The 18,705-nt window shown below is 36.6% G+C and carries 19 protein-coding genes; 5 read left to right on the forward strand and 14 right to left on the reverse strand.

The annotated features are described in order from the left end of the window. Positions 1 to 457 precede the first annotated feature (457 nt). Positions 458 to 1,306 carry a hypothetical protein gene (locus DRF60_RS19430; protein ID WP_116014684.1) on the forward strand — a complete coding sequence of 283 codons (849 nt, stop codon included), beginning with the start codon at positions 458 to 460 and terminating at the stop codon, positions 1,304 to 1,306. A 142-nt stretch (positions 1,307 to 1,448) separates the two neighbouring features. Here DRF60_RS19430 and DRF60_RS19435 read toward each other — a convergent pair whose 3' ends face one another. The 4 genes from DRF60_RS19435 to DRF60_RS19450 form a co-directional block, all read right to left on the reverse strand. Then, positions 1,449 to 2,489 carry a peptidylprolyl isomerase gene (locus DRF60_RS19435; RefSeq protein WP_238640251.1) on the reverse strand — a complete coding sequence of 347 codons (1,041 nt, stop codon included), beginning with the start codon at positions 2,487 to 2,489 and terminating at the stop codon, positions 1,449 to 1,451. Positions 2,490 to 2,570: 81 nt separating this feature from the next. Continuing rightward, complete coding sequence (locus tag DRF60_RS19440) at positions 2,571 to 3,083, reverse strand: FKBP-type peptidyl-prolyl cis-trans isomerase (protein WP_116014687.1); 513 nt, start codon at positions 3,081 to 3,083, stop codon at positions 2,571 to 2,573. A 384-nt stretch (positions 3,084 to 3,467) separates the two neighbouring features. After that, positions 3,468 to 4,748, reverse strand: coding sequence for a spondin domain-containing protein (locus DRF60_RS19445; protein WP_116014690.1), 1,281 nt, complete (start codon positions 4,746 to 4,748; stop codon positions 3,468 to 3,470). Positions 4,749 to 4,852: 104 nt separating this feature from the next. Then, positions 4,853 to 5,926, reverse strand: a complete 1,074-nt coding sequence (locus tag DRF60_RS19450; protein ID WP_116014692.1) for a branched-chain amino acid aminotransferase — start codon at positions 5,924 to 5,926, stop codon at positions 4,853 to 4,855. Positions 5,927 to 6,011: 85 nt separating this feature from the next. Between DRF60_RS19450 and mnmD the strand changes: the two genes are divergently transcribed. After that, positions 6,012 to 6,686, forward strand: a complete 675-nt coding sequence (mnmD, locus tag DRF60_RS19455) for a tRNA (5-methylaminomethyl-2-thiouridine)(34)-methyltransferase MnmD (RefSeq protein ID WP_116014695.1) — start codon at positions 6,012 to 6,014, stop codon at positions 6,684 to 6,686. A 113-nt stretch (positions 6,687 to 6,799) separates the two neighbouring features. Beyond that, positions 6,800 to 7,216 (forward strand): NUDIX domain-containing protein, encoded by a 417-nt coding sequence (locus DRF60_RS19460; RefSeq protein ID WP_116014698.1) that lies wholly within the window; start codon positions 6,800 to 6,802, stop codon positions 7,214 to 7,216. Between the two features lie 67 nt (positions 7,217 to 7,283). On the opposite strand, the gene DRF60_RS19465 is transcribed toward DRF60_RS19460, so the two are convergent. Further along, the gene (locus tag DRF60_RS19465; RefSeq protein ID WP_116014701.1) at positions 7,284 to 7,988 is read right to left on the reverse strand and encodes a DUF4294 domain-containing protein; all 705 of its coding nucleotides are present in this window, start codon (positions 7,986 to 7,988) and stop codon (positions 7,284 to 7,286) included. A gap of 51 nt (positions 7,989 to 8,039) precedes the next feature. On the opposite strand from DRF60_RS19465, the gene chrP reads away from it, so the two are divergent. Both chrP and rpe read left to right on the forward strand, forming a co-directional pair. Beyond that, positions 8,040 to 9,113 (forward strand): chryseobasin maturation metalloprotease ChrP, encoded by a 1,074-nt coding sequence (gene chrP / locus DRF60_RS19470; protein WP_116014704.1) that lies wholly within the window; start codon positions 8,040 to 8,042, stop codon positions 9,111 to 9,113. 337 nt (positions 9,114 to 9,450) lie between these two features. Next, positions 9,451 to 10,101 (forward strand): ribulose-phosphate 3-epimerase, encoded by a 651-nt coding sequence (gene rpe, locus DRF60_RS19475; protein ID WP_116014706.1) that lies wholly within the window; start codon positions 9,451 to 9,453, stop codon positions 10,099 to 10,101. A gap of 334 nt (positions 10,102 to 10,435) precedes the next feature. Here the strand turns inward: rpe and chrI are convergent, their stop codons facing one another. The 9 genes from chrI to DRF60_RS19520 form a co-directional block, all read right to left on the reverse strand. After that, positions 10,436 to 10,933, reverse strand: a complete 498-nt coding sequence (gene chrI, locus DRF60_RS19480; protein WP_116014708.1) for a chryseobasin maturation helper ChrI — start codon at positions 10,931 to 10,933, stop codon at positions 10,436 to 10,438. 32 nt (positions 10,934 to 10,965) lie between these two features. Beyond that, complete coding sequence (gene chrH, locus DRF60_RS19485; protein WP_116014710.1) at positions 10,966 to 12,060, reverse strand: MNIO family chryseobactin maturase; 1,095 nt, start codon at positions 12,058 to 12,060, stop codon at positions 10,966 to 10,968. 3 nt (positions 12,061 to 12,063) lie between these two features. Further along, a complete protein-coding gene (chrA, locus tag DRF60_RS19490; RefSeq protein WP_116014713.1) occupies positions 12,064 to 12,276 on the reverse strand; it encodes an MNIO class RiPP chryseobasin precursor ChrA in 213 nt (70 codons plus the stop codon). Positions 12,277 to 12,549: 273 nt separating this feature from the next. Continuing rightward, positions 12,550 to 12,966 carry a nucleoside-diphosphate kinase gene (locus DRF60_RS19495; protein ID WP_034707297.1) on the reverse strand — a complete coding sequence of 139 codons (417 nt, stop codon included), beginning with the start codon at positions 12,964 to 12,966 and terminating at the stop codon, positions 12,550 to 12,552. A 687-nt stretch (positions 12,967 to 13,653) separates the two neighbouring features. Further along, on the reverse strand, positions 13,654 to 14,580 hold the full coding sequence (gene rsgA / locus DRF60_RS19500; RefSeq protein ID WP_116014715.1) for a ribosome small subunit-dependent GTPase A: 927 nt from the start codon (positions 14,578 to 14,580) through the stop codon (positions 13,654 to 13,656). A 183-nt stretch (positions 14,581 to 14,763) separates the two neighbouring features. Next, positions 14,764 to 15,843, reverse strand: coding sequence for a chorismate mutase (locus tag DRF60_RS19505; RefSeq protein WP_116014718.1), 1,080 nt, complete (start codon positions 15,841 to 15,843; stop codon positions 14,764 to 14,766). Positions 15,844 to 16,274: 431 nt separating this feature from the next. Next, the gene (locus tag DRF60_RS21670) at positions 16,275 to 16,853 is read right to left on the reverse strand and encodes a hypothetical protein (protein ID WP_238640250.1); all 579 of its coding nucleotides are present in this window, start codon (positions 16,851 to 16,853) and stop codon (positions 16,275 to 16,277) included. 32 nt (positions 16,854 to 16,885) lie between these two features. Beyond that, entirely contained in the window at positions 16,886 to 17,971 is a 1,086-nt protein-coding gene (gene dnaX, locus DRF60_RS19515; protein WP_111952930.1) for a DNA polymerase III subunit gamma/tau, read from the reverse strand. Between the two features lie 98 nt (positions 17,972 to 18,069). Continuing rightward, the gene (locus DRF60_RS19520) at positions 18,070 to 18,702 is read right to left on the reverse strand and encodes a TetR/AcrR family transcriptional regulator (protein ID WP_116014721.1); all 633 of its coding nucleotides are present in this window, start codon (positions 18,700 to 18,702) and stop codon (positions 18,070 to 18,072) included. Positions 18,703 to 18,705: the final 3 nt, after the last annotated feature.

Here is an 18,705-nt window from a genome sequence, read left to right on the forward strand (position 1 = left end):
AAAGCTACATCTTTTTATTTTTTTGAAAAACCACCCGTTTTTCAAACTTTTCCTCTTTTCACCCCGAGGCAGAGCCTCGAGGAATTCTTTAGATTAAAAAATGTGGGAATTTTACACGAAAAAAAGAGAATTTTGCAGGATAAATATTCCATATATATTATCAAAATCCAACAAGATCCCGACCAGAAAATAATTATACACTTCTTGTGATTGGTTGGATTCCGGAATTTCACCATATACTTCTCCAGATATACAGTCATATCTCTTTTGGAAAACAAAGCATATATCTATTTGTAAATCAAACAGAAAATTATAATAATTTTAAAATGATGTATGTATGATGTACATAGTTTCTGGCAAATACAGAAAAATTATATTAGCTTTGGTAAATTTTGTAGTCTGGTTGGCAGGTATAAAATTCTCTCTCTATATATTAATAATATTAAATAATTTCATAATGAAAAAAATAAAACCTCTTTTAGTCATTCTTTTACTAATGATAACATCTATCAGCTTTGGACAAATCACAAAAGAAAGAAAGCCGGACAGAATTATCAAAAAGGATTATGTGATCATTGAAGCTTTCGTGAAAAAAATAACTGAGAAAAACATAGAATATTCCATGCCCAATGAAGATTTGATCAATACCTTGGATACTTCTCATATTGGTCGTATAGAATTTGCTAATGGAAAAACTCAAACATTTACAGAAGCCAAGGAAAACAATGATGTATCCAATACTTCCGGGTCTAAACACGACCCTTCAAATATAGAAATTACCCCTAATACCATAGCTATTCTACCTGTCCCTTTTGTCAATACAGAAACATTGGTAACATCAGAAGAGCTTTCAAAATTTGCTCAAAATGATGTATATGATGAACTCATTAAGAAATCATCAAATATAGCACCTCTTACCGTTCAGGATCCTAGAACTACAAACAGTTTATTAAGAAAAGCAGGAATAGATTATAAAAACATTGACGAGACTTCTATTGAAGATATCCAAAATATTTTAGGGGTAGATAATATAGTTGCCGCAAAGGTTTCCTATACAGTAACCGAGAATCAGAGCTCTTATGGTTCCACAACCATAAAAAGTGGACAGAAAGACAAAGCAACAGTTTCGGATTACTCTAATACGAATAAAAACATGAAATATGAATATCATATCTATTTTGATATGTATAAAAAAGGAAATAAGATTTACACCAAAAACCGAAGTCCTTTTTTTACCACCAAAGATTCCTGGAAAGATTCATTAACCTATCTGCTAAAACGTAGCCCGATTTACATCAAAAAGTAAAAATAAGCTGTCTCATAAAACTAATTGTAGACCACTGAAAAACTAACAATGAAGAGAACATCTTAAACCGAATTAGTCAATACAAAACTTAAAAACCGCCTCAGGATTATTGAGGCGGTTTTTTAATATCTTAAATTTTCAATTACTGTACTTTCACAAGCTCAACATCGAAGATCAGCCAAGCATTTGGCGGGATAACGCCTCCTGCCCCTCTTTCTCCGTAAGCCATTGCCGGCGGGATCAATAATGTAGCAGCTTCACCTTCTTTAAGCAACAGGATACCTTCATCCCACCCCTTGATTACTCTTCCCATTCCGATTGGAATTTCGATAGGCTCATTTCTTTTGAATGAAGAATCGAATTCTGTACCGTCGATTAATTTGCCTGCATAGTGTACAGATACATTGTCACCAGCCTTAGGAGCTTTTCCAGCTGCTGCCGTTTTAGTGATCTTATAATATAATCCTGATTCAGTTTTCTGCATTCCAGCTTTAAGGTCTTCAACCATTTTCTCCTGGTTAGCTTTGAATTCCTCTTCTTTTTTCTTTCTGTCAGCTTCTTCCTTAGCGATATAAGCTTTATTATTTTCTGCGATTTTAGCTTTACCTTCTGTGAAAGTTTTTGCTGCGTCGTAGTTTTTGTATTCGTCACCTTTGCTGAAAACAGAAACTTTTTCTAAAACGATGTCTGTTTTAGGCTTATCCTGAGCTCCTTTTTCTACGTTAGCGATTGCGTCGATTACGTCATTACCTTTTACCACTTTTCCGAAGATCGTGTGTCTTCCGTCCAACCAAGGGGTTGCTACTTCAGTAATGAAGAACTGAGAACCGTTTGTATTAGGTCCTGAGTTTGCCATAGAAAGGATTCCTTTTCCAGTATGCTTAAGGTCGTTTTTCTCGTCCTCGAATTTATATCCGGGATCTCCCATTCCTGTTCCCTGAGGATCACCTCCCTGGATCATGAAATCTTTAATCACTCTGTGGAAAATAGTTCCGTCATAATAAGGAACTCCTTTCGCCTTAGCTTTGTTGTCTATTTTCCCTTCTGCAAGTCCAATAAAATTGGCTACAGTTACCGGTGCTTTTTTGTCTTCGAACTGCACGATCAGGTTTCCTTTAGAAGTCTGAAGATTTGCATAAAGTCCGTTGTTAAGACCTTCGTAAGTTTCTTTGTCTACGTTCATTTTTTTATAGATTGGGGTACAACTCATCAGCGAGATACTTGCCGCTGCCAGAATTATATTCTTGTTAAACAATTTCATTATTTATAGCGTTTTTAATTTTATGATTAATGGTATATCATTGTCTATATTCTTTTCGTCTCCAAAGGTTCCGTAAGCCAGTGAAGAAGGTACCAAAAGCGTCACTTCCTCTCCATCATGCATAAAACGCAAAGCATTCTCTACCGCTTTCAGTTCATCAAAATGCCCGAATCTGGCATCTCTTCTTTCGAAAGGCTTATCATAGATTTTGGTTTCATCAAAATCATAGAGATCATAAGAATAAGAGATGGGTGTATTATCCGCTCTTCTTTCTCTCTGATCAAAACCTTCAACAGTCACCCAGTAATTAAGCTGTGTAGGATAATACTTTATGCGCTGACCACTGATCCAATCCTGGATCTGGCCCCGCTCTATGGTATTCAGGTTTCTCATCCTTTCTTTGGAAACATCCAGGTCTTTCTGGCTCAACACTCCGCCTACGGGAGGATGCGCCGTGGGTGCATTCCGGTTACAGCTTAGCAGACTTATTACTGAGATGAAGAGTAATTTTTTCATAAACTTTTGCGAAAATACGCATTTCGGGGAAATATTGTTCAATAGGCTTTAAAAAATTTGGAGAAAATGGTGAAGTATTTCCAGGGGATGGAATTATGGGTGATTTAAAGATTAAAAATTCAAGGATTTAAAAATTTTAACCCCAAAAGTCACAAAAGATTTGAAACACTTAAATGTATTTAAAGTTTAAAATACAACTGCAAAAAAGTACATTTAAGTTCTGATGAAAATCTTTGATTTTCTGCTTATGTGATCTTATTGTTTTCGGGATGGTAAGACTTTTATAATTAAAAAAACTTTTGTGACTTTTGGGGTTAAATAGATGGGTATTTAAAACAAAAAATCACCCCGAAAAGAGGTGATCATGTATTTAATATTCAAATATTATTGAATAGTCACCTTAATCATCTGTGGAAGTGACGGAAGTGTATTGAACTGGTTCGGGTTGGCAAGCTGCTGTACCGGCTGGCTTTCAGCCTCAGCCGGCTCCGACCCTATGTGGGCACCTGGAAAAGAGCTCTGTAAAGTTCCACTGTCAAAAAGCCCAATGATCGAAGAGATATCGCCGCGCGTTGAGCCGTCTACCCCGTTATTCATAGCCGCAATAAACCAGTCATTGGATTGTCCGTACATTGTTGCCAGTGCAATACGGTCTCCTTTACGTGTAGATATTACCTGTGAAGCCTTACCGCCGTTATTTCCGTTTATTCTAGGTTGTAAAACGCCTGTGGCCGGATCTTTAAGGACGAATACTTCTTTTATTCCCGGCTTGGCTTTAAGGAAAGTTGCCAAAACATCAGCATTGCCCTCTTGAGAAAGTTCCTTCAAACCTTCTCCACGGTCATTCTCCCCTGTTTTAAAGATAGGATTGTCATTACCACTGTAGACTACGACCAATACCGGTGAAAACGCAGAATTAGGTCCTGTAATACCCGTAAGGTATTGCTCAAGAGGGATTGTTTTTCCCAATTCAGCAAGATCCGTTAAACCATTGGCTGACAATTTTCCAGGTGAAAAAATAGGATCATCTTTCAAAAGTGCTGTTCCTGAAATATGGGAGACAGCCCAGACTCCTGCGCTTATTGGTGTTTCATTGGCTGTACCGCCTGAAGTATTGCTTAGTTTCAAAGTAAACTTGGTTCCTCCTTCATGAGTCAGTTCCGCTTTCAGCAATTGTGAGGCAGGTGTTGCCAATGCAATTTCTGTAACATTCAGCGGGGTATCTTCTGCTTCTCCCGGATGATTAACAGCAGGACCTGTAGGTTCATTTTTACGTGTTCCGTTATCCCAAAGCCGTATCTGAGAAGAAACATCTCCCGTTACCGGATCACCGTTATTCTGGTAAAGTTTGATTCCCGGATTGGCAGGAGCAAAAAACAGGTCATTACTGTTTCCGTACATAGCTGCGAAACTTACAGCCTGCCCTTTTCCTGCGTAAAATGTAAAAGAAGCTGATTCTCCGGGATTAATGACAGGAGACGATCCCGCATTCTTGAATGTTCCGAACTGTGTCAGTGCTTTACTTTCAATTATATTTTCTACAGTTATTGTGGCTGCATCGTTTACCAACATTTCTCCGTCATCATCTTTACTGCATGAGGAAACAGCCAAAATACTGATCACAGAAAGCAGACCAAGAGGTAATTTGAACTTTACGAATTGCATAGTATTCTAAATTTTGTGAAAAATTACCAATAATTGGCGAGAAAATAAAAAAACCAGCAGAAATTTATTCTGCCGGTTGTATTATAAATCAAATAATATTGAAATTAAACAGTTTCCAGAACGTCTTTTTCAACCATAACTCTCCATCCGAAAGGATCTTCGCTAAGGTTATTCTGAAGGTCTGTAAGGTCCTTTTTAAGAATAGCTGCAAAACTTTCTTCATCTGACAATTTAGGAAGTTCAAGTTTTGTGCCTTCATAGCCTAAAGCCTGGAATACGGTCGTTACAACAGCTGTTCCCACTCCCCAAACTTCTTTAAGCGTTCCGTTCTTTTGAGCTTCTACAACTGTTTTTACAGCAACAGGCTCTATCTTCACCTCGATTCCTCTTTTCTTGGCAAGTTGGATAAAGCTGTCTCTTGTTACCCCGTCAAGGATTTTTTCAGAAGTAGGCGGCGTATAGATGGTATCGTTAATTCTTACAAATACATTCATTGTTCCACTTTCTTCAAAGTATTCGTGAGTGGCATCATCAGTCCATATGATCTGCTCATAGCCTTCTTCAATAGCAAGCTGTGTAGGATAGAAAGAAGCTGCATAATTCCCTGCTGCTTTAGCAGAACCCACTCCTCCGTTAGCTGCTCTTGAATAATGATCTGAAATTTTCACAGAAACCGGTTCTGAATAATAGCTTTTTGCTGGCGTCGCAACGATTGCAAACATATATTTATTAGAAACTCTTGCTTTCAGGGCTTCCTCTGTTGCAAAAATCAATGGTCTGATATATAATGACATTCCTTCTCCCTGTGGAATCCAGTTTCTGTCGATATCTACTAATGCTTTCAATCCGTCTAAAAACATTTCTTCAGTCACTTCAGGCATTGCCAGGCGTTTTGCTGATTTATTGATACGTTCAAAATTCTTTTCCGGCCTGAAAAGGAAAACCTGCCCGTCTTTGTCTTTATAAGCTTTCATACCTTCAAAACAGGCTTGTCCATAGTTTACACCCATCATAGCTGGCGTAAATGGTATTGGACCATAAGGAACCAATTTCACATCACCCCATTTTCCATTTTCATACTCACATATAACCATATGGTCGATAAAAGTATTTCCAAATGAAAAATTATTCGGATCAAAGTCCGAAAGTCTGGAGTTTTCAGTTTTTTGAATTATCATTTTTTAAAATTTTTACGATGTTCTACAAATTTAACATAATTTTCTAAATATAAAAATTTTAGAGTAAATTTGACAAAAAAATAGCTTGAAAAGAGAAATTAAGACCACCAATGATGGTAGTAAAACCCTGTTTATCAATGACTTAAATGAAAACTACCATTCTCATCACGGAGCGCTTCAGGAAGCAGAACATGTGTTTATTAAAAACGGACTAAATCAATTAAATGATTACGAAATTAATATTTTAGAACTCGGTTTTGGAACAGGTTTGAATGTTTTAGTAACAATTAATGAATATTTAAAAACTGACAAAAATCATGTCATCAATTATTTTTCTCTTGAAAAATATCCCATAAATGAATCCGAAATGAATGACCTTGCCTATTTTGAGCATTTTGATAACCCGGAATTCAAAAATATTTATCAAAAAATTCATCAGGCAGAATGGGAAAAACCGTCTGAAATCATTAAAGGTTTTAACCTGAAAAAGATTGAATGCGACTTTTTTGACCTGAAAGACATAGACTTACCTAAAATCAATCTTGTTTATTATGATTGCTTTGGCGCAAGAGTACAGCCGGATCTGTGGGAAAAGCCGCTGTTTGAAATGGTTTCCGACAAAATGTCTGTTAACGGTTTATTAACAACCTACTCTTCTAAAGGAAGCGTAAGAAGGATTCTTCAGGAGCTGAATTTTAAGGTGGAAAAAAAGCAGGGACCCCCGGGGAAAAGAGAGATGATCAATGCCGTAAAAATGTAAGGGAGTATAAAATCCTGAAAGCTGAAAAAGGAGACTATAAAAGACTAATTTGCAAATGGGTTTATTGGCCCTTTCCACATATTTCCTTATTTTAGCTAGACAAAATATTATATATGATTGATAAGATCAACATTAGGGTGTATGCGTGTGCAGTAAAGAATAAAAAAGTACTGACCCTGTTTGAAGAATATGCCGGTGAACAATTAATGAAATTTCCGGGAGGAGGCCTGGAATTTGGCGAAGGACTTATAGAATGTCTTCACCGTGAATTTGATGAAGAGCTGAATGTAAAAATTGAAGTTGTGGAACATTTTTACACCCAGGAAGATTTTCTGGTTTCGCGTTTCAGAGAAAATGAACAGCTTCTTACCATATATTATATAGTCAATATTACAACAGAGGAAGATTTCCTGATCCTTGATCCATGCATCGAGAAAACAGAGTGGATCGATATCGACAGACCGGATAATCCCTTCCCGCTTCCGATAGATCAAATTGTATTCAATAAATTAAAAGAAAAATTCCTGTAAATAATTTACAGGAATTTTATATTTAAAGTCTGTTCAGATTTATATTTTAAGAAGCTTAAACCGGTTCTTATTTTCTAACCTTAAAATCGGATGCACCGGGATAAGGCTGTAAATAACCGGAATTCCAGTTAGATTGAAGAAGGGATTCCACAAATTCATCTGTTCTGTTTTTATGTGGATTGTATTGGTCTTTCAGATCTATATCTGCCATCTTACCTTTTACATTCCACCAGAAAGCGCTCCATCCACCTCTCATCTCTTTAATAATCTCGTAAACGTTTTTTCCCGTTGCTCTGTTCATCAGCTTGGCAAAAACCTGGCCTTCTGTTGTGGTAAGATCTCTCAGCTGTTTTTCATATTGATCTGCAAGTATATTCTGCCTTTCTCTTATAAATTTCCTCTTGGCTTTGCTATCCATATCTGTCATATCCGCCTGAATGCCTCTATACTGCTCAAGTGCAGTGACAAATAAAGGATAAACCCTGTTCAGCTTTTTATTAAGGAAATAATAGTAATTTTTATCCAGCTGATTATTAAACCGCGGCTTATTGACCAGAACCAGCTCATCCAGCACCACCACAGGCTCACCGTTAATTTCATAAATCTTTACCTTTTGACGTTCGTCATAGTAGTACTTATTACCGAACTCATCAGTTTTTAATGATTCAGCGGGATATTGGTTGAGGGGTTTTGCAACAATAGAATCCTTCTGACCAAAAACACTGACTCCGAAAAAGAAGATAAAAAGACAGACAATATTACTAAAATTCATTATTTTTACACTTATAATAACAAAAATTACCCGCAAAAATCATTCCCTTTTATGAAGTTTGAAAAGAAATCTTTGAAATTTTTAGAAAAATACCTAAACACTTCTTCCCCAACAGGTTACGAACACAGAGGCCAGGAAATCTGGATGGACTACATTAGACCGTATGTAGATAAAATAGAAGTGGATCATTATGGAACGTGCTATGGGATAATCAATCCCGATGCTGAATTTAAAGTAGTGATTGAAGCTCATGCTGACGAGATCTCATGGTACGTTAATTACATTACGGATGAAGGATTGATCTATGTGATCAGAAACGGAGGCTCAGATCAAACAATAGCGCCATCAAAAGTTGTCCATATTCACGGTGAAAAAGGAATTGTAAAAGGCGTATTCGGCTGGCCTGCAATCCATACAAGAAGCAACCAGAACGAGCCAACCCCGAAAATTGAGAATATTTTCATCGACTGTGGGGCTATTTCCAAAAAAGAAGTTGAGGAAATGGGAATTTATGTAGGCTGTATGATCACTTACCCGGACGAGTTTTTTGAAATGAACGACCGATATTTTGTCTGCAGAGCATTAGACAACAGAATCGGAGGTTTCATGATCGCGGAAGTAGCAAGGCTTTTAAAAGAGAACAAAAAAGCAATTCCATTCGGGCTGTATATTACGAATTCTGTACAGGAAGAAGTAGGACTTTATGGGGCAGATATGATCGCTGACACCATTAAACCCAATATCGCCATCGTAACAGATGTTACCCATGATACTACCACTCCTATGATCGAAAAGAAAAAAGAAGGCGATCAGAAATGTGGTGACGGACCTGTGATCTTCTTTGCCCCAAGCATTCACCATACCATCAGAGAACTGATCATTGATACGGCAAAAGCTAAAAAAATTCCTTTCCAGAGAGCTGCTGCAAGCAGAGCAACCGGAACAGATACCGATGCTTTTGCACATTCTAACGGCGGAGTACCAAGTGCATTAATTTCCCTACCTTTGCGCTACATGCATACAACGGTAGAAATGGTGTCTAAAGAAGATGTAGGCAACGTAATCCAGCTGATCTATGAAACCCTTTTAAAGATCAAGCCGGAAATGAAGCTGAAGTATCATTAAAATGAAGAATATCCTTTATAATTTAATCCGAAAGCCCACTTTTATATCAATTTTAACTGCTCTTTTTTTTATTTATATAGTTTTTTTAATTGTATATAAAATATTTGACCCTCCCAAAACAGGCTCAGCATATAATATGATTCTTGAAATATCATTGATTTTCAGTATCGTGCCTTTAGGATTATTTATAATTGATAGGTTATTAGTTATTAAAATTAACTATATCAAATTAACAATCATAGAAACAATTGTATTTGGAATTATCTTTCTATACTATTTTTTGTTTGTTAACCCATTTTAAAAGATTGAAATCTAAGTAAAAGTATAAAAAGTAAAAATGAAAACGAAGCTTATTGCTCCTTCCCTTTTATCCGCAGACTTCGGGAACCTGCAAAGAGACATTGAAATGCTGAACAATTCCCAGGCAGACTGGTTCCACATCGATGTGATGGACGGAAGATTTGTTCCCAACATTTCATTTGGTTTTCCTGTAATGAAAACGGTACAGCAGCATGCCAAAAAGTTTGTGGATGTCCATTTGATGATCGTAGAACCTGAAAAATATGTGGATGAATTCATCAATCATGGTGCAGACCTTATTTCTATACATTATGAGGCATGCACACATCTTCACAGAACGATTCACCATATCCAGAGCAGAGGGGCAAAAGCAGGAGTTGTTCTCAACCCTTCCACTCCTGTACTGATGCTTGAAGATATCATTGCTGATGTGGATCTTGTTCTTTTAATGAGTGTAAACCCTGGATTTGGAGGTCAGAAATTTATTGAAAATACATACAAAAAGATTGCAGAGACTAAAGATCTTATCCTGAGCAATAACTCCACCGCGCTTATCGAAATTGATGGCGGGGTTAATCTTGATAATGCATCAAAGCTTTTTGAAGCTGGAGCGGATGTTCTTGTGGCAGGAAATGCAGTTTTCTCTGCAGAAAGTCCTGAAAGAACGATCGAATTACTGAAGATCTGATCCTCTTCAGACTTACCTCATATAAAAGGCAGCCTTATCGGCTGCCTTTCTTCTTTAAGCCTGATCTTTCCTTTTACATTGAGTAAAAACACTCTTTTAAATGAACTATTATCCCATTTTTGTAACACAGCCTAAAAAACAAAAGGCAGCCCTTGGGAGACTACCTTTCTTCTTGTGGAATTTGAGCTTTTGTGGTTATTAGTTTTTTTGTAAGACTTTAAATGCTTAAAATTCCTTGTGCTATTGCTGATGTAAATTTGCAAATAAAATCACATATGATGCATCCGTATAAATACTGAATTTATCATTAGGTATCTATACGTAATAGGACAAATTATGAGGGCAATTGCCTGTTCCAGATACATGCGCAGATGACCAGAGCAATGCTTATTACCGAAAATACAGTCCTGATGTTATTTAAAAGATTCCATCTGTTCTCAAAACTTTCCCGCATCTGTTTAACCGCTTCTGTTGTTGAATTACTGATATCAAACCTATCCAGCATATCATTCAAAGGGACATTTCCAACAACCGTCACTCCAAAAACACCTATGAGATAAGCAACTGATGCCAGCAATAGAAAAAGAAACCCAGGATGCTCTCCCCTGAACAGAAAAGTAGTTACCGGAAGCAACACAGCAGTTCCCATAAAACTCATAAAAAACACAGGATTAAGAATTTCGCGGTTGATACTCTGCATAGACTTTAAATATTCCGTATCAGAAAGTTTTCCCAATCCCGGAACCACAGAGCATGAATAGGCATAGAAAAGCCCGGCGATCAGAGCTGTCAGCACGGCCGTAATTAGTAAAAATACCGTTATCATTTTCATATATTTTAATTTGTGATGTATCGCAAAAAAAACTAATAAGGATTCCATTTTTTGATGATCTGCTGTGCAGTTGTGATCATTTCTTCATCCCAGTTTTCAGGTTTGAAATAATGAAAACCGTGGTCTTTAACAGATTGGATGTCGGTTCCATCAAACAGCATTCTGGTCAGCTTTGTCTGTTCCTCATACAGCAGCAAATCTTCAACAGGCTCTACACATTCTCCGTTCTTTTTATGCCAAACCTTTTGATTTTTTGTATGAGAATCTGAAACCTGAGTAATTTCTTTTACACGGTTAAAATCATGAAAAAAAGCTTCTTTCTTTGAACCTGTATTTAATGTATGCCCAAGTCTTTCAATAATGATATATTCCAGATTATGGCATTGGGGTAAAACTTCCGGAAGTACATTCAGTATTTCCTCAGGAATGCTACCATCATGAGTATCTCTTCTTACCGGTTTTTTTCCGTAAGCACTCTCCTGCCAGCTTCCACCTGAAAGGTGAATTTCTTTCACTTTTTCCAGCGGATACAGTCTGATGATTTCCTGCATACTGATGTCAAAATTCCAAGACTGGCAGTAGATATTATGAAGATCAAGAATAAGAAACCCGTCAATATCTTCCAGGAGCTTGTCAAGAAATTCGCCCTGCTCTTTCACATCATCTATAGAAAACGAAAAAGCAAGATTTTCTACTCCGACAGGGATTTCTACAGCATCCTGAAGCCTCTTGAGCCTGTCTTTTCCAATCTGAAGCGTTTTAAAATGAAGCGGAACAGGCAAAGGAACACCCTGATGAAAATTTTCGGTATTCATAAATCCGAAGTGCTCGGTAATATGATTATATTTTCTGTGCCTGAATTCTTCTTTTAATTTTTTAAGCCAACCTTCCTGTCTTTCAGTCCATCTAGCATCAAAAAGAGAATAATAAACACCGTGGCCAAGCAGCCTGTTATGTTCTGAATAAAAATCCAAAAGTCCGGAAAGCCATTCCGGTTCCTGTGCATCATAGAATGTATCGAAAGACCATTCCAATACATCCACAGAATTATTTTGCAGAATAGGAAGTATGGCGGAAACAAAATCTGCTTCCGGCATCATGGATAATCCTAACAGCGGCTTTCCCATATCTTATCCCATCCCACAGGCCGGACAATAGCCACCGCCTCTGAGAATAGTATCTTTTTTCTGAACAAGCTTGGTTTCGGCAGTTTTTATAGGTTTCGGAGATTCTGATTTTTTAATTTTACTTACCGGCTTTTTCGCTTTCTTAACAGGCTTTGTCGTCTGTCCTGATACACTTACTGCCAATAAGCTGGCCATTACTAATGCTGGAATTTTCATAACATTTCTTTTCAAGGAATTTACAATAAGTATTCCATTTATGATAATGCTAAAAATACAACAATTTATTAAAGATCATTTCCAAATTTACATTAAACTTTCCTCATTTACTCTTGCATGAAAGTTTGAATTTACTTTCTGAAAAGATTAGATATTCTCTATTATTGCATCTTAAAAAGGTATTGAACACTTTACAAAACACTATTTCAGGACATTATGGCATAAAAAAACCAGAGAAAATTCTCTGGTTTTATATTTTTGAGGTTGATTTTCTTAGAAAATTTCTCTTCCTGAAAAATGGAATTGAGCTTCGATAAGAGCGTTCTCGTCAGAATCTGAACCGTGAACTGCATTTTCACCGATGCTTCTTGCAAACATTTTTCTGATTGTACCTTCTGCTGCATCAGCAGGGTTTGTAGAACCGATTAATGTTCTGAAGTCTTCTACTGCATTGTCTTTTTCCAAAACTGCAGCCACGATAGGACCTGAACTCATGAATTCTACCAACTCACCATAAAATGGTCTTTCAGCGTGTACTTCATAGAATTTTTTAGCATCAGCAACCGTAAGTTGAGTTAATTTTAATGCTTTGATCTTAAAACCTCCTTCAGCGATCTTACCTAATATAGCACCGATATGTCCGTCTGCTACTGCATCAGGCTTAATCATAGTGAATGTAATGTTAGACATAAATGTATATTTTTTTAATGCCGCAAAATTACAAAAAATATCTTTGACTTTTATTTTAATTTTTTTTTAACATAAAAATAACTTTTATTAAGAAATGGAGAAAAAGTTTTGGCACAGTAATTGTTAATTCTATTACGATTCTCATGTTTAATTTGAGTTTTCATGGTTATTAGTTTTTACCCAGCTTCGGCTGGGTTTTTTATTTGCAAGAAAATCAAATTTATATTGCGAATTTAACAATCTGAAAAACCAATTAAAATCATATTAATATATTATTGCTTCAATCTCAATCAATGAAATAAAATTAATTTTTTGATATTTTTTATAACTGTTTTTTGAAAGAAAATTTAAATTCTTCAAAATAGTCATATTTGGCAAAAAAATTAAGACAAAAAGTAGAGTTATCTTAAAAGCGGAAGTGTTTTTTTATTTCAAGGAAATATTATTCGAAAAAATAATCTTTTTAGATAATTGGAAACTGCAAATTTATTATAATGCTTAAATTACTTCAAAGTACATTATTCGGATTAACGAAAAAGTTACCTTATGCTGCAAAGGTCAGGATTACAAAAACGGAATCAATTTTTGGTCTGAATAATTAAGCATATTATCTGATTAGTTTCAAACATGCTTTTGATCAAAATATGATATGATAAAACTAAATCGGAAGTATATCTGAAAATATTTCTATTTCTGGGAAGTTTCTTCAGCCTCTTCCATGAGCTTTACATAGTTGGCATAGCGAGAATATTGAATTTCTCCGGTCTCCAGGGAGACAAGAACAGCACATTTCGGTTCGTTAATATGAAGACAGTTATGAAATTTACATTCTTCCCTTTTTTTGAAGATCTCAGGAAAATAATGTTGTACTTCTTCTTTTTCGATATCGATCATAGCAAACTCACGTACACCAGGGGTATCGATAACATTACCACCAAAATCCCAAAAATGCATCTGAGCAAATGTTGTGGTATGCTTTCCTTTAAGGTGAGAGTCTGAAATTTCGGAAGTTTTTAAATTTAATCCGGGCTGTAATGCATTAACCAGCGTGGATTTTCCGCATCCTGAATGCCCGAAAAATACGGAAGTTTTATCTTTGAGAAGTTCCTGAAGCTGATCAAAATTGAGTTTGGAATAGGATGAAATTTCCAAAGTATCATAACCTATTTCCTGATAAAGAAATTCAATATCTTTTACAAGCTCTATTTCCTCATCGTTCAGAACATCGATTTTATTGAAGAGGATCAAAGGAGTAATATTGTAGGCTTCACAGCATGCCAAAAAGCGGTCAAGGAATCCAAGTGAAGTTTCCGGATGCTTAAGAGTAAAAATAAAACACGCCAGATCTATATTGGAAGCAATGATATGGGCCTCTTTTGAAAGGTTAACAGATTTTCTGATCAGGTAATTGGTACGCGGCTCTATTTTGGTGATCCAAGCGATGTCGTCCTGTTCTAACTGAAATTCTACAAAATCTCCTACAGCAAGTGGGTTGGTGAGCCTGGTCTTGATCAATTTAAATTTGCCGCGGATTCTGGCTTCGAAAATTTTGTCTGTTTCGAATTCCATAACCTGGTACCAGCTGCCTGTAGATTTAATGATTTTTCCTTTCATATGATAATTGGATACAAATATAAGGAATTAGGGATTAGGGTTCAGGATATAGTTGAAAACATATCAAATAATTCTCCTCTGATCATGAAATTTCAAGCCTTATTATCTATATGTGTAAAAGACTCTAGAAAAGTCTCTCCAGCCAGATTCCTAATCCCTAATCACAAATTCTAAACTATCCTATTATCGATCAATCATGATACTATTTTGTACTTCAATAGATTCTTCGTGTATCGCTTTGAAAACTTTCTCAATAAATTCCTGAGACATGCCGGTTTCCCTAGCCTTTTGTGTAGCATATTCTGTAATCACTTTCCATCTTTCAGGCTGGAAGATCGCAATATCATTTTCCTTTTTAAGTTTACCTATCTTTTCGGAGATCTTCATTCTTTGGGAAAGAAGCTCGATTAGCTGAAAGTCGAGGTCAGAGATCAACGTTCTGTGTCTTCCCATCTCATTATCGAAGCCTGCAATGCCTGAATTTCTTACTTTTAAGTTTCCGATCAGCTCTGCCAGTACTTCAGGAGTGATCTGCTGTGAAGCATCACTCCACGCTTCATCCGGATTGCTGTGGGTTTCAATAATTGCTCCCTGGTATCCTACGTTGAATGCTTCCTGCGTAATATCTGCAAGGCCTGTTCTGTTTCCGCAAATGTGGGAAGGATCAATCAGCATTGGAATATTCGGGAACTGGCTTTTAAAATCAAGAGCAATCTGCCAGTTCGGATTATTTCTGTATTTTGTTTTCTGGTAGGTGGAAAATCCTCTGTGAATCACTCCAAGATTTTTAATATCCTGTCCTAAAAGTCTTTCTAACGCACCGATCCATAAAGCAAGATCCGGGTTTACAGGATTTTTAACAAATACGGGCTTATCAGTTCCTCTTAAAGCCATTGCAATCTCCTGAACGGTAAAAGGATTTACCGTAGAACGTGCGCCAATCCAAAGAACATCAACATCCGCTTCTAAAGCTGCAAATACGTGGTGTGCGTTGGCTACTTCTGTTGCGGTCTTGAATCCGTATTCTTCTTTTACTTTTTTCAGCCAGTTGAGACCGATAACTCCTACTCCTTCAAAACCGTTCGGCTTGGTACGCGGTTTCCAGATTCCTGCACGGAAAATTGGCACCTGAGCATTGGTTTCTCTTATCCTTCTAGCAGTTTCAAGCATCTGAGCTTCACTTTCTGCACTGCATGGTCCCGCGATCATTAATGGCTGCGAAAGCTCGTTGATCCACTCGTTTTTTACATCTTTTAAATTCATATTTTAAATTTATTGTTTTTATTTTTCTTGAATTAACAGCAATAGTCCTTTGATTATAAAATTTATTTTTATAATTCTTTTCAAAAAATGCCGTTCAAAGTTTTTTAAAGGAATCAGGAAAATAAAAGGACTTTAATCCTCCTGTATTTTTTGGAAAGAAATTCAGTTAGTAATACCAGTAAAATCGATAATACGTTCTGAAATTTCTATAATAGAAAGCAGAAAAACTAAAATAACCGCTAAAGAAATTAGCGGGTACAAAATGAGACAGATATGGGATGAGTAATTTTTCCACTTTGGGTCTGAAGCTTCTGTTGTCTAGTTTTTTAAATCTGATTTGTTTTTGTCAAAAACTTATTTTTTACAAAAATCTTTGACAAAGATATAAAAAAACTCAATCTAACAAAAAAAAACTGCGATAAATACAAAATTTATGTCAAATCAAATTTCATTAAATCATCAAGGTCTTTTAAGAGTGGATTTTTTTCGATAAATTTTTCGAAAATTTTTCTTTTGGTCACCACTTCAATTTTGAGACTGTCAAAATCCCGCTGGTAATCTATTTCAATAGCATGGTTGTGCACCTTGGTTTTGAAATGGTTGAAAAATTCTCCTGCAATCTTATCGAATTCAACTTTGGCAGAATCGGATGGATATAGAACTTTGATGGTATTTTCCCCTGCCTTGATCAGCTTGAATGTTTTTACAGCGTTAAAAATAAAGCTGTTTCTTTTCTGAAGCTGTTTGAGCATGAGGTTCCATTCCATCTGCAGATCTGTATCTGTAAAATGGTTTTGGGGAAGATGTTCTGTTTTTACGGCTACAGCTTCTTCTTTCTCTGCTTTTTCTTCTTTATTGAGGAAAGAGTTAATACTGAAGCCAGATGAAATACCCTGTTTTGATAAAGGTTTGGTTGTTTTTAGTCTGGTTTCCTGAACAGTTTCAGGTTGTTGAGCCGGTTTTTCTGCTAGAGGTTCTTTTTGCTCTGGAGCTTTTACCGGGATCTTCACTTCCTGTTTCTCATTGAGAAACGGAGCCAGGATTAAGAACTTTTTTTTTTAGTATCACCTAAATTGGCTGTCAGGGAAGACAGCTGCATCAGTGCAATTTCTACTGTAAGTCTTGGGTTTTTGGAGTTTTTATAATTAATATCCGCGTGGTTGCAGATCTCGACGGCGTCGATGAGCTGCTGAGCATTCCATTTCTGGCTCTGCTCTACGAATTTCACCTTAGTCCTCTCCCCGACCTCAATAAGTTCTATTGTTCTGGCATTCTGAGCCATCATGAGATCTCTGAAGTGGTTTCCCAACCCTGCAATGAATATATGGGGATCGAAACCTTTTTTTACAATTTCGTTGAAAGCGAAAAGTGTTTCGGGAATTTTGTTTTCCTTGGCCAGGTCCACTATATTGAGGTACTGATCATAATCAAGGATATTGAGTACTTCGGCAGCTTTGGCCAGTGTGATGTTCTTCTGGGAAAATGTGGAAAGCCTGTCGAAGATAGAAAGCGCATCTCTTAAGGCACCATCGGCTTTTTGGGCAATGAGATACAGAGCATCATCTTCATATTGGATATTTTCCTTTTGAGCGATGTTTCTTAGATGTCCCTGAATATCTTCAATGGTAATTCTCTTGAAGTCGTAGATCTGGCAACGCGACAAAATGGTAGGAATTATTTTGTGCTTTTCTGTGGTCGCCAAAATAAAAATAGCGTGTGCGGGTGGTTCTTCAAGAGTTTTAAGGAAGGCATTAAAAGCTGCAGAAGACAGCATATGCACCTCATCGATAATATAGACTTTATATTTACCTACCTGAGGCGCAAAGCGGACCTGGTCTATCAGTTCCCTGATATCATCCACAGAATTGTTGGATGCCGCATCTAATTCATAGATGTTATACGCGAAGCCATCTTCTGAAACTGAACCATCCTTTTCATTAATCTTTCTGGCCAGAATTCTGGCACATGTGGTTTTGCCCACACCCCTCGGACCGCAGAAAAGTAAGGCCTGAGCCAACTGATTTTCTCCAATGGCATGTTCTAAAGTATCTGTAATATGGGATTGCCCTACTACAGTGTCAAACTGCTGGGGGCGGTATTTTCTTGCAGATACGATAAAATTTTCCATTGGTCAAAAATAAGAAATATAGTTTTAATCTGAAAATTAAAAGTTTTCAAATTATCAACAAAAATTTATTTTCGGAAAAATTGGAAAACTTTTAATCATTATTTTTTCATTTGGTAAGCAAATTCTATTATATCAACAATAGCTTTTTCTATTTCGGACCTTCCTGCATCTGTCTTCATATCCAGTCCACAAAATTCACTGGCATTATATGCAGGATACAGGTTCAGATAATAAGCTCCTGAAACAATCAAAGCAATAATTGCTCTAAATCTTTGCGCATCTTCTCCAAAATAAGGATCTGTAACATTTCCGAATAAATCTGCGCCTACAGCTTCTCTTTGCTCTACGAGTTTTCTAAGTATAGGTTTGCTTTCAGAAAGTTCCCAAAGGATAATTTTTTGGAGTTCTTTGTTTTTCTTCAGACTTTCAAACTGCATCAGAATTCCTTGGGTTAAAGCGTCTTTACCTTTCCCAATCTGTACTTCTTCTTCTATATTTGGGCTGAATTTACTCCAATAATCCTGAGATTTTATATATTCGTCAATAAGTTTATCTGTGCTACCGAAGTATTCATAGATAAGCTTCTTGTCAAAACCGGCTACTGCTGCAATCTTACTTACTTTCAGACCTGAGTAACCTTTTACTCTGAGAATTTTACCAACTGCTGCGAGCAGTTTTTGCTTTGTTTTTTCTTTGTCCCTAATGGGGCCTTGCACTACTTTTCTGGGCATAAT

This window comes from Chryseobacterium elymi (assembly GCF_003385495.1).
Classification (GTDB): domain Bacteria; phylum Bacteroidota; class Bacteroidia; order Flavobacteriales; family Weeksellaceae; genus Chryseobacterium; species Chryseobacterium elymi.